Origin of the sequence: Citrobacter portucalensis, assembly GCF_023374935.1 — a bacterium.
Classification (GTDB): domain Bacteria; phylum Pseudomonadota; class Gammaproteobacteria; order Enterobacterales; family Enterobacteriaceae; genus Citrobacter; species Citrobacter portucalensis.
This window is the reverse complement of record NZ_CP092466.1, coordinates 2,109,258-2,126,630: the sequence shown is the minus strand read 5'-3', so window position 1 is coordinate 2,126,630 and position 17,373 is coordinate 2,109,258. Positions and strand designations below refer to the sequence as shown.

Sequence of the window (17,373 nt, the reverse complement as noted above, 5' to 3'; positions counted from 1 at the left end):
CCGGCCTGGAAAACCGCCGGACGTAGGCCCGGTAAGCACAGCGCCACCGGGCATTGCGCCGGATGGCGGCTTCGCCTTATCCGGCCTACAACATCGCAGCATTTCTGTTACTTACCGCCTAAGCCTTTCTTCGCCAGCTCTTCTTTGAAGTTATCGCGGGTAATCAGCACCACATCTGTCACTTCAGTGAATGCCGGTGGCTCTGCTCCTTTCGTTACCCAGTTGTAGAGCATTTCACTGGATTTGTAGCCGTGCACGTCCGGGCTTGGCAGCAGTGAACCGTAGAACCCGGTCGCTTCGCCTTTTGACAGTTCGCTCACCGCGTCAACGCCGTTGATCCCGATACCAATCACGTTTGGTGCTTTGAAGCCCTGCCCCTCGGTCGCACGTACGCCACCCAGCACGGTGTTGTCGTTCATGCCGACAATCAGCCAGTTTTTGACTTCAGGATGCTGAACCAGCATGGAGTTGGCGGCGTCAAATGCGCCGGGGATGTCATTCGATTTTGTTGGGACCTGGTAAATCTGTTTTTCCGGGAAGCCTGCGGCTTTAAGCGCTTCCATTGAACCAGAAGTACGACGACGTGCGGTATCCAGTTCGTTGGCGGTAATGGCCATTACGGCGGTGGATTTCACATCCCAACCGCGTTTTTGCATCTCCTTGTACAGCTCCTGGCCCTGGCGCTCACCAATTTTGGTTGCCGCCATCATCACCAGTGGCACGGTATCCATTGGCTTACCTTTGGCGTTGGCAAACTGGTCGTCGACGGCAATGACTTTCATATCGTAGCCACGCGCCTTAGCCATAATGGCTGGCCCCAGTTTTGGGTCTGGCGTACAAATCACAAACCCTTTTGCTCCACTTGCAGCCAGGCTGTCGATGGCGTTAAGGGTTTTCTCACCATCCGGAACGGCAATTTTAATCACCTCAAAACCAAGGTCTTTACCGGCTTTATCGGCAAATTTCCATTCAGTCTGGAACCACGGTTCTTCCGGCTGTTTGACCAGGAAACCGAGCTTCATGGATTCAGCGATAGCGGATTGTGACATAATGGCAGCCAGACCGATGGCAGCCAGCGCTTTAGTGAATTTGTGCATGGTTAACTCCAGCTTTAACGTTCTTTTATGTAGGGTAAAATCAGACGATTTTTTGTAATTCGGACGTAAAACAAGGCATTACCTTTTATTGATAAGATCAATGCCAGTGCTGAGAGTATTTTTAGCGGGAAATTGATTCTCCATAAGAGAGCGGCATCACACCACAGAATTACAGTAATTGCGTACATAAATTCAGCGGGAAATGACATAAAAAAACGCGGTTTTGTCGACGGGAAAAAAGAGGGGTAGCAGATTAATCCATAACATCAGCCAACGAATCCTTGTTCCCGAATACCGAAGCATTCGGGAGCACAATGATTACCATCTGTAATAAATGTGGTCAGCGTGATCGCGAACCGGAATGTCATCTTCCAGCAGACGCGCTGAAAGCGTGAAAGCAAAATCGAAAATATGCCCTAACCCTTTGCCGCTAATAAGATTGCCATCTTCAACAACCGGCGCATCAATATATTCCCCATCCGCGACGTTTTGCCACAGATCTCCCGAACACACGTAGCGGCGCCCCTTCAGCAGGCCGTTGCCACCCAGCACGCGCGCCGCCGCAGAACACACCGGGCAAATGAGTTTTCCTGCCTCGTCATGGCGAGCGATAAACTGGATGACAGCCTCACTGGCGGCAAGGTTAACGCTGCCCTGCGGCCCGCCGGGTAACACAACGGCATCATAAAGATCCGTCTGACGCGCAGCCAGCGTGCTGTCCGTCACCATCGGCACGTCATGGTAGCTCACCACCGCACGGAACTCGGCGCAGGCCAGTGTTTCAACTTCGATCTGCAGGCGGCGCAGAATATCAATGGTAACAATGGCTTCCGCCTCTTCAAAACCAGGTGCCAGTAGCACGGCAACCTTTTTCATACACACTCCTCGATTTTTCCAAATACACCAAACAATAAATGTCGAATCATTCAGGCGCTTAACTTTATTAATTTCCACAAAACTGATCTGGCGCAAAAAAATTAGCCAGCAGATAGCGTTCACAGACGCGGGTCAATGGTGAAATTTCTTCATCCGAAGACCAGATAATCATCTGGCGACAGACAATACCTGATTGTGAAATTCCATTTTGTGATATGAAACATCATTTCATTATCAACATCTCACTTTAATGCTATAAATATCAATCTGTTATATTCACAGCATTTATATGCACAAGCGGAAAAATCACTAATATTGCTATGACAATATGTAAAAAATCATAAATACGCAGATTTAAGGATTTTCTTATGTCGGGACTGGAGTTATGCTGAATCTCGATCGGGAGCGAATATAATTCGTGATCACTAAAGGACCGGCGGAACGGATTTATTCTGCTAACAGTTTTAATTGTACGTAGTGGTGAGGTGTAGCGGCAGCCCGTTGCACTGACGTTAGTAACGTACATCCCCCTTTCTGGAAATAAGGATATTGATATGGCTGCAGTTGGAATTGTTCATAAACTTAACACGCAAATGAACCTCGAGTTCTACGCATCGAATCTTTACCTGCATCTCAGTGAATGGTGCTACGAACACAGCCTGACTGGCACCGCAACCTTTCTACGCACCCAGGCGCAAGGTAACGTGACTCAAATGATGCGTATGTTTAATTTTATGAAAAGTGCCGGGGCTAACCCTATCGTCAAGGCTATCGATGTTCCGGGTGATGAACTAACTTCCCTTGAAGAACTGTTTCAGAAAACGCTGGATGAATACCAACAGCGTTACAGCAAGCTATCACGCTTAACCAATGAAGCAGAAGCCTTGAATGATGCAACAACCATTGATTTTCTTCACGATCTGGAAAAAGAGCAGCAGCAGGATGGCGTGCTGTTACAGACGATTCTTGATGAAGTCCGCTGCGCTAAACGTGCGGGACTGTGCATGGCGCAAACCGATAAGCACCTGCTGAACGTCGTGAACTATCAACATCACTAATCTTCAATTTTCATCGTGTTAATGCCGGATAACGATGCGACGCACCTTATCCGGCTGGTGCTTAATTTTCTCTACGCTCACGCCTCTCATTCTGCGAGGCGCAAAAAAACCTTTCTAAAACCTGAAACAACGGTTTATTTTAGTGAGATTCATTCTGCGGCGTGAATTTCAACTCGATCAAGGCAACCGCTTTTTGTATTGCGCGCATAGTGACCGGATCGGCACCTGCAGGATGGCTGGAAAAGTCGATGCTTTTCAGCTGGCTGGACATTTTCTCCCGAACTTCTACTGGGGCAATAACATCAAGAACATCCAGAATCTGCTTGATAACCAGCTGACAGGCAACAACGTCCGAGAGCAGTTCCTGATCGGCATTCAGTGTTTGGGACATAGTGAGCTCCTTATAGAAAGGTCGTCATAGTACCCATTCAACGAACGAAACGATAGCCGCGCATGCCTTCCGAATGCGCTGAAAATAAAAATAGTTCCAGTCAGTTTCTTTTGAGATGGCAAGCACAACATGAGTGAACATTTAGCGGTTGAGAACAAACGCGGTCTATCCCCGGCTGCATTACTTGTTGCCGGGGCTTTCTTTATGGAGTTTATTGACGGCACGGTGATTGCCACCGCACTGCCCGACATGGCGAAAAGTTTTGGCGTGCACGCAGTTGACCTGAACATAGGTATCAGCGCCTATCTGATCACCCTCGCGGTACTGATCCCCGCCAGCGGCTGGATTGCGGATCGCTTCGGCGCCCGAAAGGTGTTTACCCTTGCACTGGCGATATTTACTTTCGCCTCGGTTTTATGCGGTTTGTCCGAAAGCCTTGAGAGCTTTGTCGCCATGCGAATCTTACAGGGTGTAGGTGGTGCGCTAATGGTTCCGGTTGGCCGACTCGCGGTATTGCGAACTACGCCTAAACATCAGTTGATCACCGCTATTGCGACCCTGACCTGGCCCGCGTTAGTCGCACCCATCATTGGCCCTCCCCTTGGCGGATTCATTACCAGCTATGCCAACTGGCGCTGGATCTTCTTCATTAATGTACCGCTCGGAATACTGGCGATTGCGCTGGCGCTACGTTTTATCCCGGATATTCATGACGACGAGCGCCGCCCATTTGATATAACGGGATTTATCGCAACCTCTGTTGCGATGGTGAGCCTGGTGTATGCCATGGAGTTACTGGGAACCCAACAGCCTCAGGGCTGGCTGACCGCCGGACTTTTGGCGCTAGGAACAGTGACCTTTCTGTTTGCCCTGCATCATTTTCATCGCACCGCCTGGCCAATGATTCGCCTTGATGCCATGAACGTGCCTACTTTTCGCGTCACCATGTATGGCGGATCGCTGTTTCGTGCCTCTATCAGCGCCGTGCCATTTCTGCTGCCGTTAATGTTTCAGGTAGGTTTTGGCATGAACGCTTTTCACGCGGGCTCGCTGGTACTGGCGGTATTTGTCGGCAATCTGACGATTAAACCTGCCACCACACCGTTGATACGCTGGCTGGGCTTTAAGAAACTGCTGTTGATTAACGGTGCACTTAACGTTTTGGCGTTGCTGGCCTGTGCATTAATTACGCCGCAGACCCCCGTGTGGGTTATTTTGCTGGTGTTGTATCTGGGCGGTGTGTTCCGCTCAATTCAGTTTACCGGCGTCAGCACGCTTGCCTTCGCGGACGTCCCCGCAGCACAAATGAGCTACGCTAATACGCTGTTCAGTACGGCGACACAATTAGCGGTGGGGTTGGGCATTTCTTTAGCCGCTATTGGCATCCGCATTGGCGATGTGGTCAGTGAAAAGCTGGCATTGGGCAATATTCCGGGGATCAGTTTCCGGCTGGCCTTTGTCGCTATTGCCATTATTTGTCTGGTAGGTATGGTGGATACGCTGCGGCTCACCCGTGATGCAGGAAGCGCAGTATCGAACAAGAACAGGTAGCCCGGAGGGTGAACGCCGCCGGGCTCACAGGATTTAGCCAATCACCTCGCGTACAAACGCTTCGATTGCTTTGTCCTGGCAGTTTTCAAAGAAGCACTGCTGGAAGCGCGGGCCTGATACAGCGGTTTTCACCAGTTCAGGATCGATCGCGCGCAGCGTGTCCAGATAATTTTCTTTTACCACAGCCGCTTTCACCTGATTCAGAATACCGGCGTTACGCACCTGCGGCTCTTTACGCTCCGGTGGGTAGCCTTCGCCGTTACGCCCGGTGAACGCTTTTTCAAACATATAGCGCACATTCAGCTCAGCACCCCAGCCAAAACCTTTGGCGAATGCCAGAGAAAGCGCGTTGCCGTTGTTGATCTGAGAGAACAAGAACGCATCTGCAGGATCAAGGCAATAGCCACACACCACACCCGGATGTATATTCAGTGACATCATTGCCCCCTGGCCCGTACCGCAACCTGTAACAACAAAGTCTACAGCTTTGGAATTAAGCAGGATGCTGGCCATAATGCCTAAATGGATGTAGGTCAGATGATGATCATTTTCGTCGCTCATCCCAACGTTATAGACCGGAAAACCTTTCTCATCCGCAACGGCCTTAAGCTCGTTATGGATGATGGCGTTTTTGCTTGCCTGGCTGTTTTCCATCATCAATGCAATTTTCATTCTATACTCTCCTGAATGCGCTGCGGTAGCCCGCTGAAAGTCATAACATTCAGCCACATTACTATTTTGCAATCACACTTTCAAATTTAATGAAATTTAGTTTTAAAAAATAAAATTGCGCTCACATTCCTGTCTGAACAGTTCAGAATTACCTCAAGCAAATGACCTCGTTGTGATTAATCGCAGGTGATCTTCGGGCTATTCAAGCCATTGATGAGGGTCTCTGTATGCCATGATAGTGTATCTTCGAACTTTCAGAGCGATCTCATGAAGACCTTTATCCTAGCGCTTTTGCCGCTCATGCTGACAGGATGCACAATTACAAAACAGGCACAGGTCAGCGAAGCCAGCACCATCACTGGTGTGGTTCGCCTGACTTATAATCAGGCCATGTTACAAACAGCACGTACCGATGACTACGTTACCCAAGGGACAGCCACTAAAGAGTGTCAGCGCCTGGGCTATGCCAGCGCAGAAGCGTTTGGTCAGCCGGTGTCAACCTGTAGCGTGTATGCAGGCTCTCTGTGCTTAAATACCAAAATTACACTCGCCTGGCAGTGTCATGGTGTCGCGGTGCCCCAATCACCTTCTTTCAATTATTAATATTTCCGACCAGCTCATTTTTGCTGGTCTTTTACCACTTTATTATTTATATCCTCCGTTTAATATCGTTAATGCGTTTTATTCCCATTCGCATTTTTAATAAATAAATTTATTATTTTACCTTTTGCAAATAATTAAATAACAAATTATAGTGGCGCCACGTCAATATATAATAACGTTTGTGGAGCAGAACCATGCTGAAAACAGAAATGATCGACCAACTGAATGAGCAAATGAATCTTGAATTATATTCATCTCTGCTCTACCAACAGATGAGCGCGTGGTGCAGCTATCACAGCTTCGAAGGTGCCGCCGCGTTTTTGCGCCGTCACGCCCAGGAAGAGATGACGCACATGCAGCGTCTGTTCGACTACCTGACCGATACCGGCAGCTTGCCGCGTATTAATACCGTTTCTTCACCCTTTGCTGAATATGCTTCTCTGGATGAACTGTTCCGTGTTACTTACGAACACGAGCAGCTAATCACCCAGAAAATTAATGAGCTGGCACACGCGGCAATGACCCACCAGGATTATCCAACCTTTAATTTCCTGCAATGGTATGTTGCCGAGCAGCATGAAGAAGAGAAATTATTTAAATCTGTTATTGATAAGCTGTCGCTGGCAGGAAAAAGCGGCGAAGGTCTTTATTTCATCGATAAAGAACTGGCTACGCTTGATACACAGAATTAATATTTTAGGGTAATGAAGGCAACACGCCATCATTACCCCTTGAAATCAGTGACGGCAGATCTTGCTTTCGTGCGTAGAGAAGCCGTCTTCTTTTGCAATAAACTTTCCCTTCGCCGCTAAAAACGCCACTAACTCGCCTGCCGTCATATCCGCCGCAGAACAAGTGTGAAAACGCGCCTGCTCGCCGAAACGTGTCGTAATCGCCGCTTCAAGGCTGGCATTTGAATACTGCTCACCAGATTCAATCATCATGTTAAGCACTTCGTGACCGTGAATAGATTCCATATTACCTCCTTAATAAAGTCCGTAGCCTAATGTGAACAGCACATCGTCGCTTTGCGCTAACGCAGGTTTATCAGCAGATAAATGTCATTTGTTATACATCTTAACGGTCAAAAAATCGTAAACATTAATGTACAGTCATTGTAACGGTGATTTGACGAAAATAGCGTTTTGCCTTAATCTGCGCCGCAGATATAACCATTGATTATCTCTGGGACAGAGGAAAGCGTGAAAAACAGAACCCTGGGTAGTATTTTTATCGTGGCGGGAACCACGATTGGTGCCGGTATGTTGGCAATGCCGCTGGCTGCGGCAGGCGTGGGGTTTAGCGTCACGCTGGTATTGTTAGTCAGTCTTTGGGCGTTGATGTGCTACACCGCGCTGTTGCTGCTTGAAGTGTATCAACATGTCCCGGCAGACACCGGGCTGGGTACGCTGGCAAAACGTTATCTTGGTCGTTACGGACAATGGGTAACGGGCTTTAGCATGATGTTTTTAATGTATGCCCTGACGGCGGCGTACATCAGTGGTGCAGGTGAACTGCTGGCCTCCAGCATCAGCGACTGGACCGGCACAAATATATCTCCGACGACAGGCGTACTGCTGTTCACCTTTGTTGCCGGTGGCGTGGTTTGCGTGGGGACCTCGCTGGTCGATCTGTTCAACCGTCTGCTATTCAGTGCCAAGATAATCTTCCTGGTGGCGATGCTGGCTCTGTTAATGCCGCATATTCATAAAGTGAACCTGCTAACGCTGCCGCTGCAACAGGGGCTGGCGCTCTCCGCAATCCCGGTCATCTTCACCTCGTTCGGTTTTCACGGCAGTGTTCCCAGTATCGTCAGCTATATGAACGGTAACATCCGTAAACTGCGTTGGGTGTTTATTACGGGTAGCGCTATTCCTCTGGTCGCCTATATCTTCTGGCAACTGGCGACGCTTGGTAGCATTAACTCGACAACGTTCATGGGGCTATTAGCCAACCACGCAGGCTTAAACGGCTTATTGCAGGCATTGCGTGAAGTCGTGGCTTCGCCGCACGTCGAACTGGCGGTGCATCTGTTCGCCGACCTCGCGCTGGCAACCTCTTTCCTCGGCGTTGCATTGGGATTATTTGACTACCTGGCCGACCTCTTCCAGCGCCGCAATACCGTAGCGGGAAGAATGCAAACCGGCGCGGTGACATTCCTGCCGCCGCTGGCATTCGCGCTGTTCTATCCGCGTGGTTTTGTCATGGCATTAGGGTATGCGGGCGTTGCCCTGGCGGTGCTGGCGCTGCTCATTCCCTCGATGCTGGCCTGGCAGAGCAGAAAACATAATCCGCAGGCCAACTACCGCGTAGCAGGCGGTGCTCCGGCGCTGGCGCTGGTATTTTTGTGCGGCATTGTGGTGATAGCAGTACAGTTTTCTATTGCAGCAGGATTACTACCAGAAGTGGGTTAAAACAAAGGGGCTTTCGCCCCTTTCTGTTAATGCAAACAGCACTGCTTATATTTCTTGCCGCTGCCACATGGGCAAGGGTCATTGCGCCCTACTTTGGCATCCACTTTCACCGGTACTTTGACCGGCGTTTCCTGAGGATGCGCCATCCAGTAAGCATGCAGGTCCAGCGCTGCCAGGCGGATGGCATCCACGCTCTCTTCAAACGCTTCCGGCGTTAGTTTCTCAACCACCGCAAAGTTCTCTTCCGTACCGTGCAGCGCAATAGCTTCAAGTGCTGGTTTTAACGTGTCCGGTAACGCGGACCAGTCTGACAGTGCGACGCCGCGCATATAACCAAAGCACCACTCTTCAACGATGGTCAGTTCATGCTCGTCAATTTCACGCAAACCAAACAGCGGCTCAAACTGCTCAGGATATTCATCCAGACGATCGGCCGTATCCGCCATATGTTGAAACGCCAGGTTCATGAAACGCGTCATTTCTTTTTCGGAGGACCAGCGAGGGACATACTGCGCGCCGCCCCAAATTGCGACCAGCCACTGCTCTGGTTCAATTTCATACGGTGAACTCAGCACCGCCGTCAGCAAACCATCCAGTTCTGACACATCCAGAATAGCCTTGTCTGTATTGTACTTAGTCAGTACATCATCCAGCCATTCCAGTTCGCTCTCGTTTAATGGTCCCGTTTTCATAACGCTTTTCCTTAGTCAAAAAATCTTGCCTGTGATCATCCTACATGGCTGGAGGGATAACAGATAAAAATGGGCATATGCGGCATATAGCTGCCGCCTGTTCAGGTTAACAGGAAACGAGGGGAATTCCGGAAGTTAACGCACAAAAGAGAACACTAAGCCGCCGGGCATCATACCGGGAAAACACAATAAAACCACCCGAAGGTGGTTTACTGTTGTTCAATACGGTTGAGCGTTGCGGTATAGCCCGTTTTCGCTACCGCGTTAAGTAAAGTATCGGTTAGGAAACCTTCTGGCACAATCGCTTCTGCTTGTCGGGTTTTTAGGGAGGATTTTGCTTTAATCACACCGTCGGTTTCACGTAGAGCCTGATTGACCGAAATAACGCACAGCGAGCAGGTCATATTTTGTATATCCAACACCACTTTTTGATTGGCCGCCTGAGCCCACAGCGGCAGCAACAAGCATGCAACTAATGTGAAGATTTTCATTCAAATACCTCATAAAACCAGGCAACGAGCGTTGGATAAAATAGCACCGGCAAAATAAACGCCAGCGCGCACCAGTAGAGAACGCGCGCTTGCTTCAACGTTAACCATCCGGAGCACCACAGCCGCCTGGAAAAATAGAGCCGCCAGAAGACGCGCAGTAATAAGCCCAATGACACCAGCATCAGGGGAATTCGCAAAAACTCAAACTGGGTGAAAACAGCAAAGCTCGCCGCCGAAATACCAAACAACAGATAGAGCAGCGGTCCAACGCAGCATAAGCCCGCGGTGACAGCAGCCGCAGCGGCCGTCAACAGGGTGAGCCCCGCCCCTTTAGCGTTGTTCTGTGGCGACATAGCTGTAGGAGAACGCTTTAGGATCATAGAAATTGATCGGGTCACCATCGACTTCAGCGTAAGGATAGCCAAAGTTGTTCATCGCGCCCTGTTCCGTTGCTGGATACAGCTCGAAATCACGCCCGTAGTTAAATCCAACCCAGTTCATTTCCCAGTTACCAAACAGGTAAGTGTTTACCGCCTGGACATCGGCGTCCTGATGCGACTTTTTCTCTGCCAGACGCATTTTGGTCACATCAGCAGGATCGCACGGTAACCAGCCGTAACCGGCCAGATAGAATTCGGCGCGGCAATGTTGTCCGCCGCTCACATCGGCGACGCCTGCACTGTCTGCTTTGCCAAAAGCGCTTTTCGAGTAACGTTCGAGCTTATTGGCTTTGCCCAGACGGATGCCAAACAGTTCGCGTGCCGGAATACCGCTGGCCCGCGCCAGAGCCACAAAAACGGAGCTCATGTCGGTGCATTTTCCTTTGAGCTTACCGCTTTTTAAGATCTCCGCCACATCCCCCGTGCCGCAGCCAATAACGTCATTATCGCGCTCCATATGGCTACTCACCCACTCGTAAATCAGGCGTGCTTTTTTCAGCGGATCCTGCTCATTACCGGTAATTTTACGCGCGGTTTCCAGAACCAGCCCATCAACTGGGGTATGTGTCGTCGGTAGCAGGTACGGTTTTACATCAAGCGGATAAATAATCTGCTCCGGCGCTTGCCAGGTTTTCAGCGCGTCCTGCTTCAGCGGCTCCCAGTCGGCGGTTTCAATGTCGATATCAACCTTAATCAACAATTCGCCCTGCGAGTCAGGCCAGGTGGCGAACAGCGTTTTCGCGCCATAAGTATTATTAGTGGTAACGTACGCATGCTTGTAGTTTCCGCTAAAGGTAAGCGCCGTCATTTGTTGAAACGCGGTATCTACCGGAAGCGGGATCCACAGTTTTACCACGCCGTTCGACCCCTTAGGAGGGTTAAGTTTATACGTCTGGGATAACACAAAGCGCCGACGCGCGACTGGTGCAACGGATGGCTCAGCGGCGTGAGCCGTCTGGCTAATAACCGCAGGACCGACTAAACCGGCGGCGGAAAGGAGAACGCTATTTTTGAGAAATTGTCGACGTTGCATTGCTGTCTGTCCATGTTGTAAGAGTTGAGCTACGGCTAAGAAGGTAAAAACCGTATGCGATCATCACAGCAGACAGACGCTGACATAAAAAGGTGAGCCGATGGAGGTTATTCATCAATAACAGACCTGTTAACTGTGAATGAAATAAGAAACTGCGCGACAGATAGTAAGCCATAGACAGGCAAAAAGTACAGCCGTGAGGGCGAGTTCAGAAAATATAGACATTCGTTGCCAGTTTGCGGGCTAACCCTCTTGCCCCTTCGCGCATAACCATATCGTGATTCCAGCGAAAAACGGGTGCCGCCAGCGGAGCCAGGTAATTCATCCAGCGGATCGTGGTACGCACATTCCAGTCATATCTGACGATAGTTTCTGCGCCACTGGCAGAAAAAGACCACACGCCTCGCCCTTCAACCGCCCCGCTGGCTTGCCCCTCAAGCAGCGAGCAGGGCAGAATATTCAACACGTTGATATCAAAGGTTAAGCGATAAGGAAGCGCTCCTTTCCAGGTATAACGATGCAGCGCCCCAATGCCCTGTATATCACCTTTTTTAATCTCAACGATGCGTTCCAGACTTTCCCACCATTCTGGCCACTGATCGGGATGAGAAAAAACATCCCATACCTCCTGAATTGAAGCTTCAACCCGCCAGACGGTGGAAAACCGATAGTTAGCCATAATACAGACTCCCTCAAGGCGAGAAGAAATTGGCGGGAAAACGGATGTTAATGACCATAGCATCCAGAAGCACGGTTTCTAATCGCTGCCCACCTGGCGCATAGCTGATCACTTTGGCAGGGAGTCCGTGATAATTATCCAGCCAGACGTCATAGCGGTGAACACCATCAACCGCCATTGTTCCAGGCCCAACCACAGATACGTGCGTCGTCGCCCGTCCTGCAAGGTTTTCATTACCAACTATGGTTGTTGTCCCTTCGCGTTGCAGATGACGAATATTGCCCAACAACACGCCGATATCAGAACGATTCACCCGATGACCGCGCTCATCCTGGATCAATGAATTAGTAGGCGACAGGTGCAAAATGGGCAACGAACCCACACCAAATGGCCATAACGTCACTTTACCGCTGACAGGATTAAAAATAAGCACCGCACCTGAATGCGGTTGGGTAAAATCCATCCGCACGTACCCAGACTTTTGAAAGCTATAGCGAATAATTTTGCTTTCATCGGATGGCGACGAGGAGCGCATCATGACCTGATAAGACGTCAGGTTATTAAATGACTGTTGAGAAAATGCGATGGGATCCGTAGCCCTGGCATTCTGCGAAAAGATATCCTTTTTTTCCACCGAATATGCTGCACTACTAAGGGTGAGCAATGCTGCGAACATAACTATCGGAAAAGATGAAATGCTCATAGCAGCCCCCTGAACCAGCACTGCCAGCAAAAAGAAGTAATCACCTGTTGGCTGTTTTTATTATAGTTCTTAACTGCGCGGCACTACTCTTCCGGACTTTTAAACACAGTATGGATAGCAGGTTTAAATTATTGGTTTTCTTTTCAGTTAAGATGACAACATAAAGCTATACTTTAATAGCCATGCTTTTTATAGGTATTAATCATGAAACTGCCATCGGTATTTTCATGCGCCGTTCTCATATTACTGCTGCTGGCGTCATCGTCTGCCACAGCCAGCGCGTTACAAAGCCAGGCCGTCAGAGAGCAAGAGTTAAGCGCAGCACTCCGAGCCGGTAATGGCGTGATCATCATTGGTGGGACGGAAGATTTTGTGTTCACGCTCAGGTCGCAAAACCGAATCCACAGACATTTGGTGATACAGGATGGCTTTGGCGATTCCATCCTGATGAATGGTTTCCAGGACCACAACTATAATCCCGCCCACGATGGGTTTATCAACAACCCTGCCCGAGGGGGCTTTATGTTGAACGCGCCGATTCGGCGTTAGATTGATTAGTAATAGTGAGTTCTATGACTTGTAAAAAACAGGCACAAAAAAACCACCCGGAGGTGGTTTCACGACACTGCTTATTGCTTTGATTATTCTTTTTTTTCCCATGGTACCCGGAGTGGGACTTGAACCCACACAGCGCGAACGCCGAGGGATTTTAAATCACGCGTGTTATCTATAATTATCAGATACATACGCTTATTTTTCGCCATTAATTCCTCAATTTTATATCAGGATAATCAACTGCTTATGATTATCAAAAAGCCACAATGGCGAAAGTTTTTTAGAAAAAATATGCACGTATAAATCTCTAAATTGCCAGGCAACCATCATCTTTCACTCGATTGATAAAGAATGTCACTCTTCCCAAAACTTCAATCTCTTCCAGTGCAGAACCTTCTATCGCTTAACCATCATCGGAGATAAGCGCCCTCCCCATAAGTTTTGCAAACTGTGTATGGCCATCACATAGGATCAGAAGCACGTCACCTTGTCTCTTTTTACTCACTGGTTCGATTACTGCAAAACCTATGTCCGTTTCAAGAATGTGGCTATCATCCCCCACCCGACAGATAACTGTCGGGCATAGACTTCTTTCAACCTAGTCTATCGCCGGTGAAGGAAATGCCATCAGTGAACAATCCCCATGTTTCGCAGTATCCAGTAGTGATTGTCGGTTCCGTCAGTTGTCTTGTCCATGAAATCTGGTTGATATCGCTCTATCCAGGAGTTGGCATCGGCCCGTGTAAAGTGCCAGTTGAACTCCTGCAACTTCTCAATGAAGCTATCTGTGCTCAGGTAACGATAACCCTTCGGATTAAGTTTTATTGCCTCAACAAATGCAGTATGTATATCTTTGTTACGTGGCATGATTAACCCCCTTTTGCTGTATATATATACAGTACAATAAAATGTTATGGTCGATCAAGCGTTCATCTGATGCTAAACTTCCGACCTCTAAGAATTCACTGATTTTTATAATGTTAAAGCTATTCGCCAGGTACACATCAATAGGTGTTATCAACACACTCATTCACTGGGTAGTGTTCGCCATTTGCATATACGCACTTCATACGGGGCAGGCTATCGGTAACTTTGCAGGATTCGTTGTAGCTGTGTCGTTCAGTTTCTTTGCTAATGCAAAATTCACCTTCAAGGCATCAACAACAACTATGCGCTACATGCTATATGTTGGCTTTATGGGAACACTGAGCGCAATTGTTGGCTGGGCTGCTGATAAATCAGGAATGGCACCCATCGTCACGCTAATCGTATTCTCTGCAATCAGTCTGATATGCGGTTTTATCTATTCAAAATTCATTGTCTTTAGGGATGCGAAATGAAAATTTCTTTAGTCGTTCCGGTCTTTAACGAAGAGGCCACGATACCTATTTTTTATAAAACGGTACGCGAGTTTGAAGGCCTAAAAGATCACGAAGTTGAAATAATCTTCATCAACGACGGAAGCAGCGATTCAACAGAAGCAATCATCAATGCACTCGCTGTATCTGATAAATTGGTAGTACCTCTGTCGTTCACCCGTAACTTTGGTAAAGAACCAGCCCTGTTTGCAGGGCTTGATAATGCAACCGGTGAAGCGGTCATTCCAATCGATGTTGATCTGCAAGACCCTATCGATGTCATCCCTCACCTCATTGAAAAGTGGCAGGATGGCGCTGATATGGTTCTGGCTAAGAGAATAGACCGATCTACCGATGGAAGGCTAAAGCGCAAATCGGCTGAGTGGTTCTATAAGCTACACAACAAGATTAGCAACCCAAAAATCGAAGAGAACGTGGGTGATTTTCGCCTGATGTCTCAAGAAGTTGTTGAAAACATTAAATTGCTTCCTGAGCGGAATCTCTTTATGAAGGGCGTTTTGTCATGGGTTGGCGGGAAAACTGATGTTGTTGAGTATGCAAGAGCTGAACGTGTTGCCGGTGACTCAAAATTTAATGGCTGGAAACTATGGAATCTGGCTTTAGAAGGTATCACCAGTTTTTCCACATTACCACTTCGCATTTGGACTTATATTGGATTAGTTGTTGCAGGGTTATCATTCATGTATGGAGCATGGATGATATTAGATACTCTCGCATTCGGTAACGCAGTTCGTGGATACCCGTCGTTACTTGTCTCAATACTATTTCTTGGAGGGGTGCAACTTATCGGAATTGGAGTTCTTGGTGAATATATTGGTAGGATTTACATTGAAACTAAAAAAAGGCCGAGATATTTATTAAAAGGAGGTAATAAAAAGTGAGAGTAAAAATAATAAATTTATTTACAATTATTTTTGTTATAGCTACATATTTAAGTGGTAAATTTTCTTATAATGTTATAACTAACGCTGATTCAATATATGCCTTCTCATTATTTAAATCTATATTAACTGGTAATTCTAATATTTTTGATTGGTACCCATCTCCATCACCTTATGTGTTTCCAGATCTTCTGTTATACTTTTTTTCTTTCATACTTGGTTTTGGTAATGTGTTCTATATACCACTTATATACATCATATTACAATTAGCTTTATTTTATATTTCAATAAAATACATGCTAAATAGACTATTCCCAAGTATAAATTCTTCTGAATTGGCTTCCTTGGCGGTATTATTGGCTACGTTGATGTCATACTATTATGGCACTTACTCTATAATTCTAACCCCACTGTTCCACTTCGGAGTATTAATGTCATGCTTGGTTTCAGTAGGGTTACTGTATGGAGCCAAGGGAAAGAAACCAAATAAATGCATTATATTATGTATCTTAGCTTTTATAAGCTCTTATTCTGATAATATGTATGTAATATGGTTTTCATTGCCAATAACTGGTATAGCAATAACTATATTAATATTTAAAAGAGATGACACATATTTACGATCTTCTATCTTTTGCTTTGTTGCATCGTTATTAGGGATGTATTCAACAAAGTATCTGTTTATTAATTCTAACATGTACGGCTATTCTTTTAACGCATCAGTTATTACAAAAAACTTAAATGATGCTGCAACCATATTTGCAGGGACATGGTATGGTCAATTATTGATAATATCATTGTGTGCATCTGTAATTTATTCAATTAACCGCATAATCAAAAAGAATTATGACAATACTTTAATAATTTCACTTTACTATATATATTCATTTTTATCTGCTTTGTTTATTTTGTCATCTCAGGATTCATTGCCTCAGGCTGATAGATATTACGCGATATCATTCTTTTTAATGATTATTATATCATCATGGGTTGCTCTGTTATTTGTGAAATTCAAATATATAACATGCATATCACCTTTAATTATGATTTCCATTTCTATGTCTCTTGGGTATGTTAGTTTTATAGGTGCAGATCAGCAATGTTTGATACAAAACATTAAGTCAACTAATGTTCGCAATGGGATTTCTGGTTACTGGGATTCGAAAAGACTAATGGCATACGATGATACATTATCAATATCACAAGTTGACCCAAATATGAATGCCTACAGATGGATAACATCTGAGATGCAATATCGCAATAACGCTTATTTTGCAATAATAAATGACACTGACAGTCAGTCTATTAGGTATGATGCATTAATAAATTTAAACGGCAATCCGTCACATGTTGGACAATGTGGTAATTATAAGGTTTTGTTTTATGATAAACCAATAATAATAAACTCTTTAAAAAATATAGGTGATACATCAATTTTTAGTGGTGCGCTCCTTAGCTACGCAAATTACAAAAAGGATGGTAATATAATTTATCCAGGGAATGGTTTTTCTGGCGGAAACTTTAGTTTTGGTCCATTTGCAAAAGCTTACGAAGGAGATTACGAATACGTAGTAACCATTAGAAATAATAAAATGGAAGATGTGAATGGTTATATTGATGTGGCAAATAAAAACGGCAAAAACATTCTTAATTTAAATAAATTCAGCTCAAAAAGTCCTATTATAAATATTAGAGGTAATTTTTCAATAAATGATACTGATGACAATACAAACTTTGAGGTGAGGACGTTTCTTAGTCAAAGGTACGATATTAGCATTGATAATATATATGTAAAAAAAACAAAATAGTAATATTTTTATTACCCCACCTCCATATAAATGTGGGTGGGGTATAGGCT

General features: G+C 46.4%; 21 protein-coding genes and 1 pseudogene. 9 read left to right on the top strand and 13 right to left on the bottom strand.

Features of this window, described 5'->3' with window-relative positions:
• Window positions 1-107 precede the first annotated feature (107 nt).
• Together LY264_RS10315 and LY264_RS10310 are read right to left on the bottom strand one after the other, a co-directional pair.
• Window positions 108-1,097, bottom strand: coding sequence for an arabinose ABC transporter substrate-binding protein (locus LY264_RS10315; protein ID WP_003833897.1), 990 nt, complete (start codon window positions 1,095-1,097; stop codon window positions 108-110).
• A gap of 318 nt (window positions 1,098-1,415) precedes the next feature.
• On the bottom strand, window positions 1,416-1,973 hold the full coding sequence (locus LY264_RS10310; protein WP_048224227.1) for a DJ-1/PfpI family protein: 558 nt from the start codon (window positions 1,971-1,973) through the stop codon (window positions 1,416-1,418).
• Window positions 1,974-2,527: 554 nt separating this feature from the next.
• Here LY264_RS10310 and LY264_RS10305 point away from each other — a divergent pair.
• The gene (locus tag LY264_RS10305) at window positions 2,528-3,031 is read left to right on the top strand and encodes a non-heme ferritin-like protein (RefSeq protein ID WP_048224230.1); all 504 of its coding nucleotides are present in this window, start codon (window positions 2,528-2,530) and stop codon (window positions 3,029-3,031) included.
• Window positions 3,032-3,170: 139 nt separating this feature from the next.
• On the opposite strand, the gene LY264_RS10300 is transcribed toward LY264_RS10305, so the two are convergent.
• Entirely contained in the window at window positions 3,171-3,422 is a 252-nt protein-coding gene (locus tag LY264_RS10300; protein WP_003034595.1) for a DUF2766 family protein, read from the bottom strand.
• A 129-nt stretch (window positions 3,423-3,551) separates the two neighbouring features.
• On the opposite strand from LY264_RS10300, the gene LY264_RS10295 reads away from it, so the two are divergent.
• Entirely contained in the window at window positions 3,552-4,973 is a 1,422-nt protein-coding gene (locus LY264_RS10295) for an MFS transporter (protein ID WP_048224233.1), read from the top strand.
• A 33-nt stretch (window positions 4,974-5,006) separates the two neighbouring features.
• Here the strand turns inward: LY264_RS10295 and LY264_RS10290 are convergent, their stop codons facing one another.
• Window positions 5,007-5,645 carry an RpiB/LacA/LacB family sugar-phosphate isomerase gene (locus LY264_RS10290; RefSeq protein ID WP_003034591.1) on the bottom strand — a complete coding sequence of 213 codons (639 nt, stop codon included), beginning with the start codon at window positions 5,643-5,645 and terminating at the stop codon, window positions 5,007-5,009.
• Window positions 5,646-5,912: 267 nt separating this feature from the next.
• Here LY264_RS10290 and yecR point away from each other — a divergent pair, with 267 nt between their 5' ends.
• Together yecR and ftnA are read left to right on the top strand one after the other, a co-directional pair.
• Complete coding sequence (gene yecR, locus LY264_RS10285; protein ID WP_048224236.1) at window positions 5,913-6,248, top strand: YecR family lipoprotein; 336 nt, start codon at window positions 5,913-5,915, stop codon at window positions 6,246-6,248.
• A 194-nt stretch (window positions 6,249-6,442) separates the two neighbouring features.
• On the top strand, window positions 6,443-6,940 hold the full coding sequence (gene ftnA, locus LY264_RS10280) for a non-heme ferritin (RefSeq protein WP_003034588.1): 498 nt from the start codon (window positions 6,443-6,445) through the stop codon (window positions 6,938-6,940).
• 45 nt (window positions 6,941-6,985) lie between these two features.
• Here ftnA and LY264_RS10275 read toward each other — a convergent pair whose 3' ends face one another.
• On the bottom strand, window positions 6,986-7,225 hold the full coding sequence (locus tag LY264_RS10275; RefSeq protein ID WP_048224238.1) for a YecH family metal-binding protein: 240 nt from the start codon (window positions 7,223-7,225) through the stop codon (window positions 6,986-6,988).
• A gap of 225 nt (window positions 7,226-7,450) precedes the next feature.
• On the opposite strand from LY264_RS10275, the gene tyrP reads away from it, so the two are divergent.
• Window positions 7,451-8,662 (top strand): tyrosine transporter TyrP, encoded by a 1,212-nt coding sequence (gene tyrP / locus LY264_RS10270; protein ID WP_003833907.1) that lies wholly within the window; start codon window positions 7,451-7,453, stop codon window positions 8,660-8,662.
• Window positions 8,663-8,688: 26 nt separating this feature from the next.
• Here tyrP and LY264_RS10265 read toward each other — a convergent pair whose 3' ends face one another.
• The 6 genes from LY264_RS10265 to LY264_RS10240 form a co-directional block, all read right to left on the bottom strand.
• Window positions 8,689-9,354, bottom strand: a complete 666-nt coding sequence (locus tag LY264_RS10265) for a YecA/YgfB family protein (protein WP_003034581.1) — start codon at window positions 9,352-9,354, stop codon at window positions 8,689-8,691.
• A 209-nt stretch (window positions 9,355-9,563) separates the two neighbouring features.
• Window positions 9,564-9,845, bottom strand: a complete 282-nt coding sequence (locus LY264_RS10260; protein ID WP_048224241.1) for a heavy-metal-associated domain-containing protein — start codon at window positions 9,843-9,845, stop codon at window positions 9,564-9,566.
• Window positions 9,842-10,198 (bottom strand): membrane protein, encoded by a 357-nt coding sequence (locus tag LY264_RS10255; RefSeq protein ID WP_048224244.1) that lies wholly within the window; start codon window positions 10,196-10,198, stop codon window positions 9,842-9,844. The genes LY264_RS10260 and LY264_RS10255 overlap by 4 nt, the downstream gene beginning before the upstream one ends.
• On the bottom strand, window positions 10,176-11,318 hold the full coding sequence (locus tag LY264_RS10250) for a transglutaminase-like domain-containing protein (protein ID WP_048224246.1): 1,143 nt from the start codon (window positions 11,316-11,318) through the stop codon (window positions 10,176-10,178). Before LY264_RS10250 ends, LY264_RS10255 begins: the two co-directional genes overlap by 23 nt.
• A gap of 208 nt (window positions 11,319-11,526) precedes the next feature.
• The gene (locus LY264_RS10245; protein WP_003833916.1) at window positions 11,527-11,997 is read right to left on the bottom strand and encodes an SRPBCC family protein; all 471 of its coding nucleotides are present in this window, start codon (window positions 11,995-11,997) and stop codon (window positions 11,527-11,529) included.
• 13 nt (window positions 11,998-12,010) lie between these two features.
• Window positions 12,011-12,700, bottom strand: coding sequence for a hypothetical protein (locus LY264_RS10240; RefSeq protein WP_048224247.1), 690 nt, complete (start codon window positions 12,698-12,700; stop codon window positions 12,011-12,013).
• 204 nt (window positions 12,701-12,904) lie between these two features.
• On the opposite strand from LY264_RS10240, the gene LY264_RS10235 reads away from it, so the two are divergent.
• The gene (locus LY264_RS10235) at window positions 12,905-13,249 is read left to right on the top strand and encodes a hypothetical protein (RefSeq protein WP_048224249.1); all 345 of its coding nucleotides are present in this window, start codon (window positions 12,905-12,907) and stop codon (window positions 13,247-13,249) included.
• Window positions 13,250-13,562: 313 nt separating this feature from the next.
• On the opposite strand, the pseudogene LY264_RS10230 reads toward LY264_RS10235, so the two are convergent.
• A pseudogene (locus tag LY264_RS10230) lies at window positions 13,563-13,826 on the bottom strand (hypothetical protein).
• 56 nt (window positions 13,827-13,882) lie between these two features.
• Window positions 13,883-14,122, bottom strand: coding sequence for a hypothetical protein (locus LY264_RS10225; RefSeq protein ID WP_171845951.1), 240 nt, complete (start codon window positions 14,120-14,122; stop codon window positions 13,883-13,885).
• Between the two features lie 110 nt (window positions 14,123-14,232).
• Here LY264_RS10225 and LY264_RS10220 point away from each other — a divergent pair, with 110 nt between their 5' ends.
• From LY264_RS10220 to LY264_RS10210, 3 genes are read left to right on the top strand one after another with little or no spacing between them, the layout of a single operon-like run.
• Entirely contained in the window at window positions 14,233-14,595 is a 363-nt protein-coding gene (locus LY264_RS10220; protein ID WP_048224255.1) for a GtrA family protein, read from the top strand.
• Window positions 14,592-15,515, top strand: coding sequence for a glycosyltransferase family 2 protein (locus tag LY264_RS10215; RefSeq protein ID WP_048224256.1), 924 nt, complete (start codon window positions 14,592-14,594; stop codon window positions 15,513-15,515). Before LY264_RS10220 ends, LY264_RS10215 begins: the two co-directional genes overlap by 4 nt.
• Complete coding sequence (locus LY264_RS10210) at window positions 15,512-17,323, top strand: hypothetical protein (RefSeq protein ID WP_131820859.1); 1,812 nt, start codon at window positions 15,512-15,514, stop codon at window positions 17,321-17,323. The genes LY264_RS10215 and LY264_RS10210 overlap by 4 nt, the downstream gene beginning before the upstream one ends.
• Window positions 17,324-17,373: the final 50 nt, after the last annotated feature.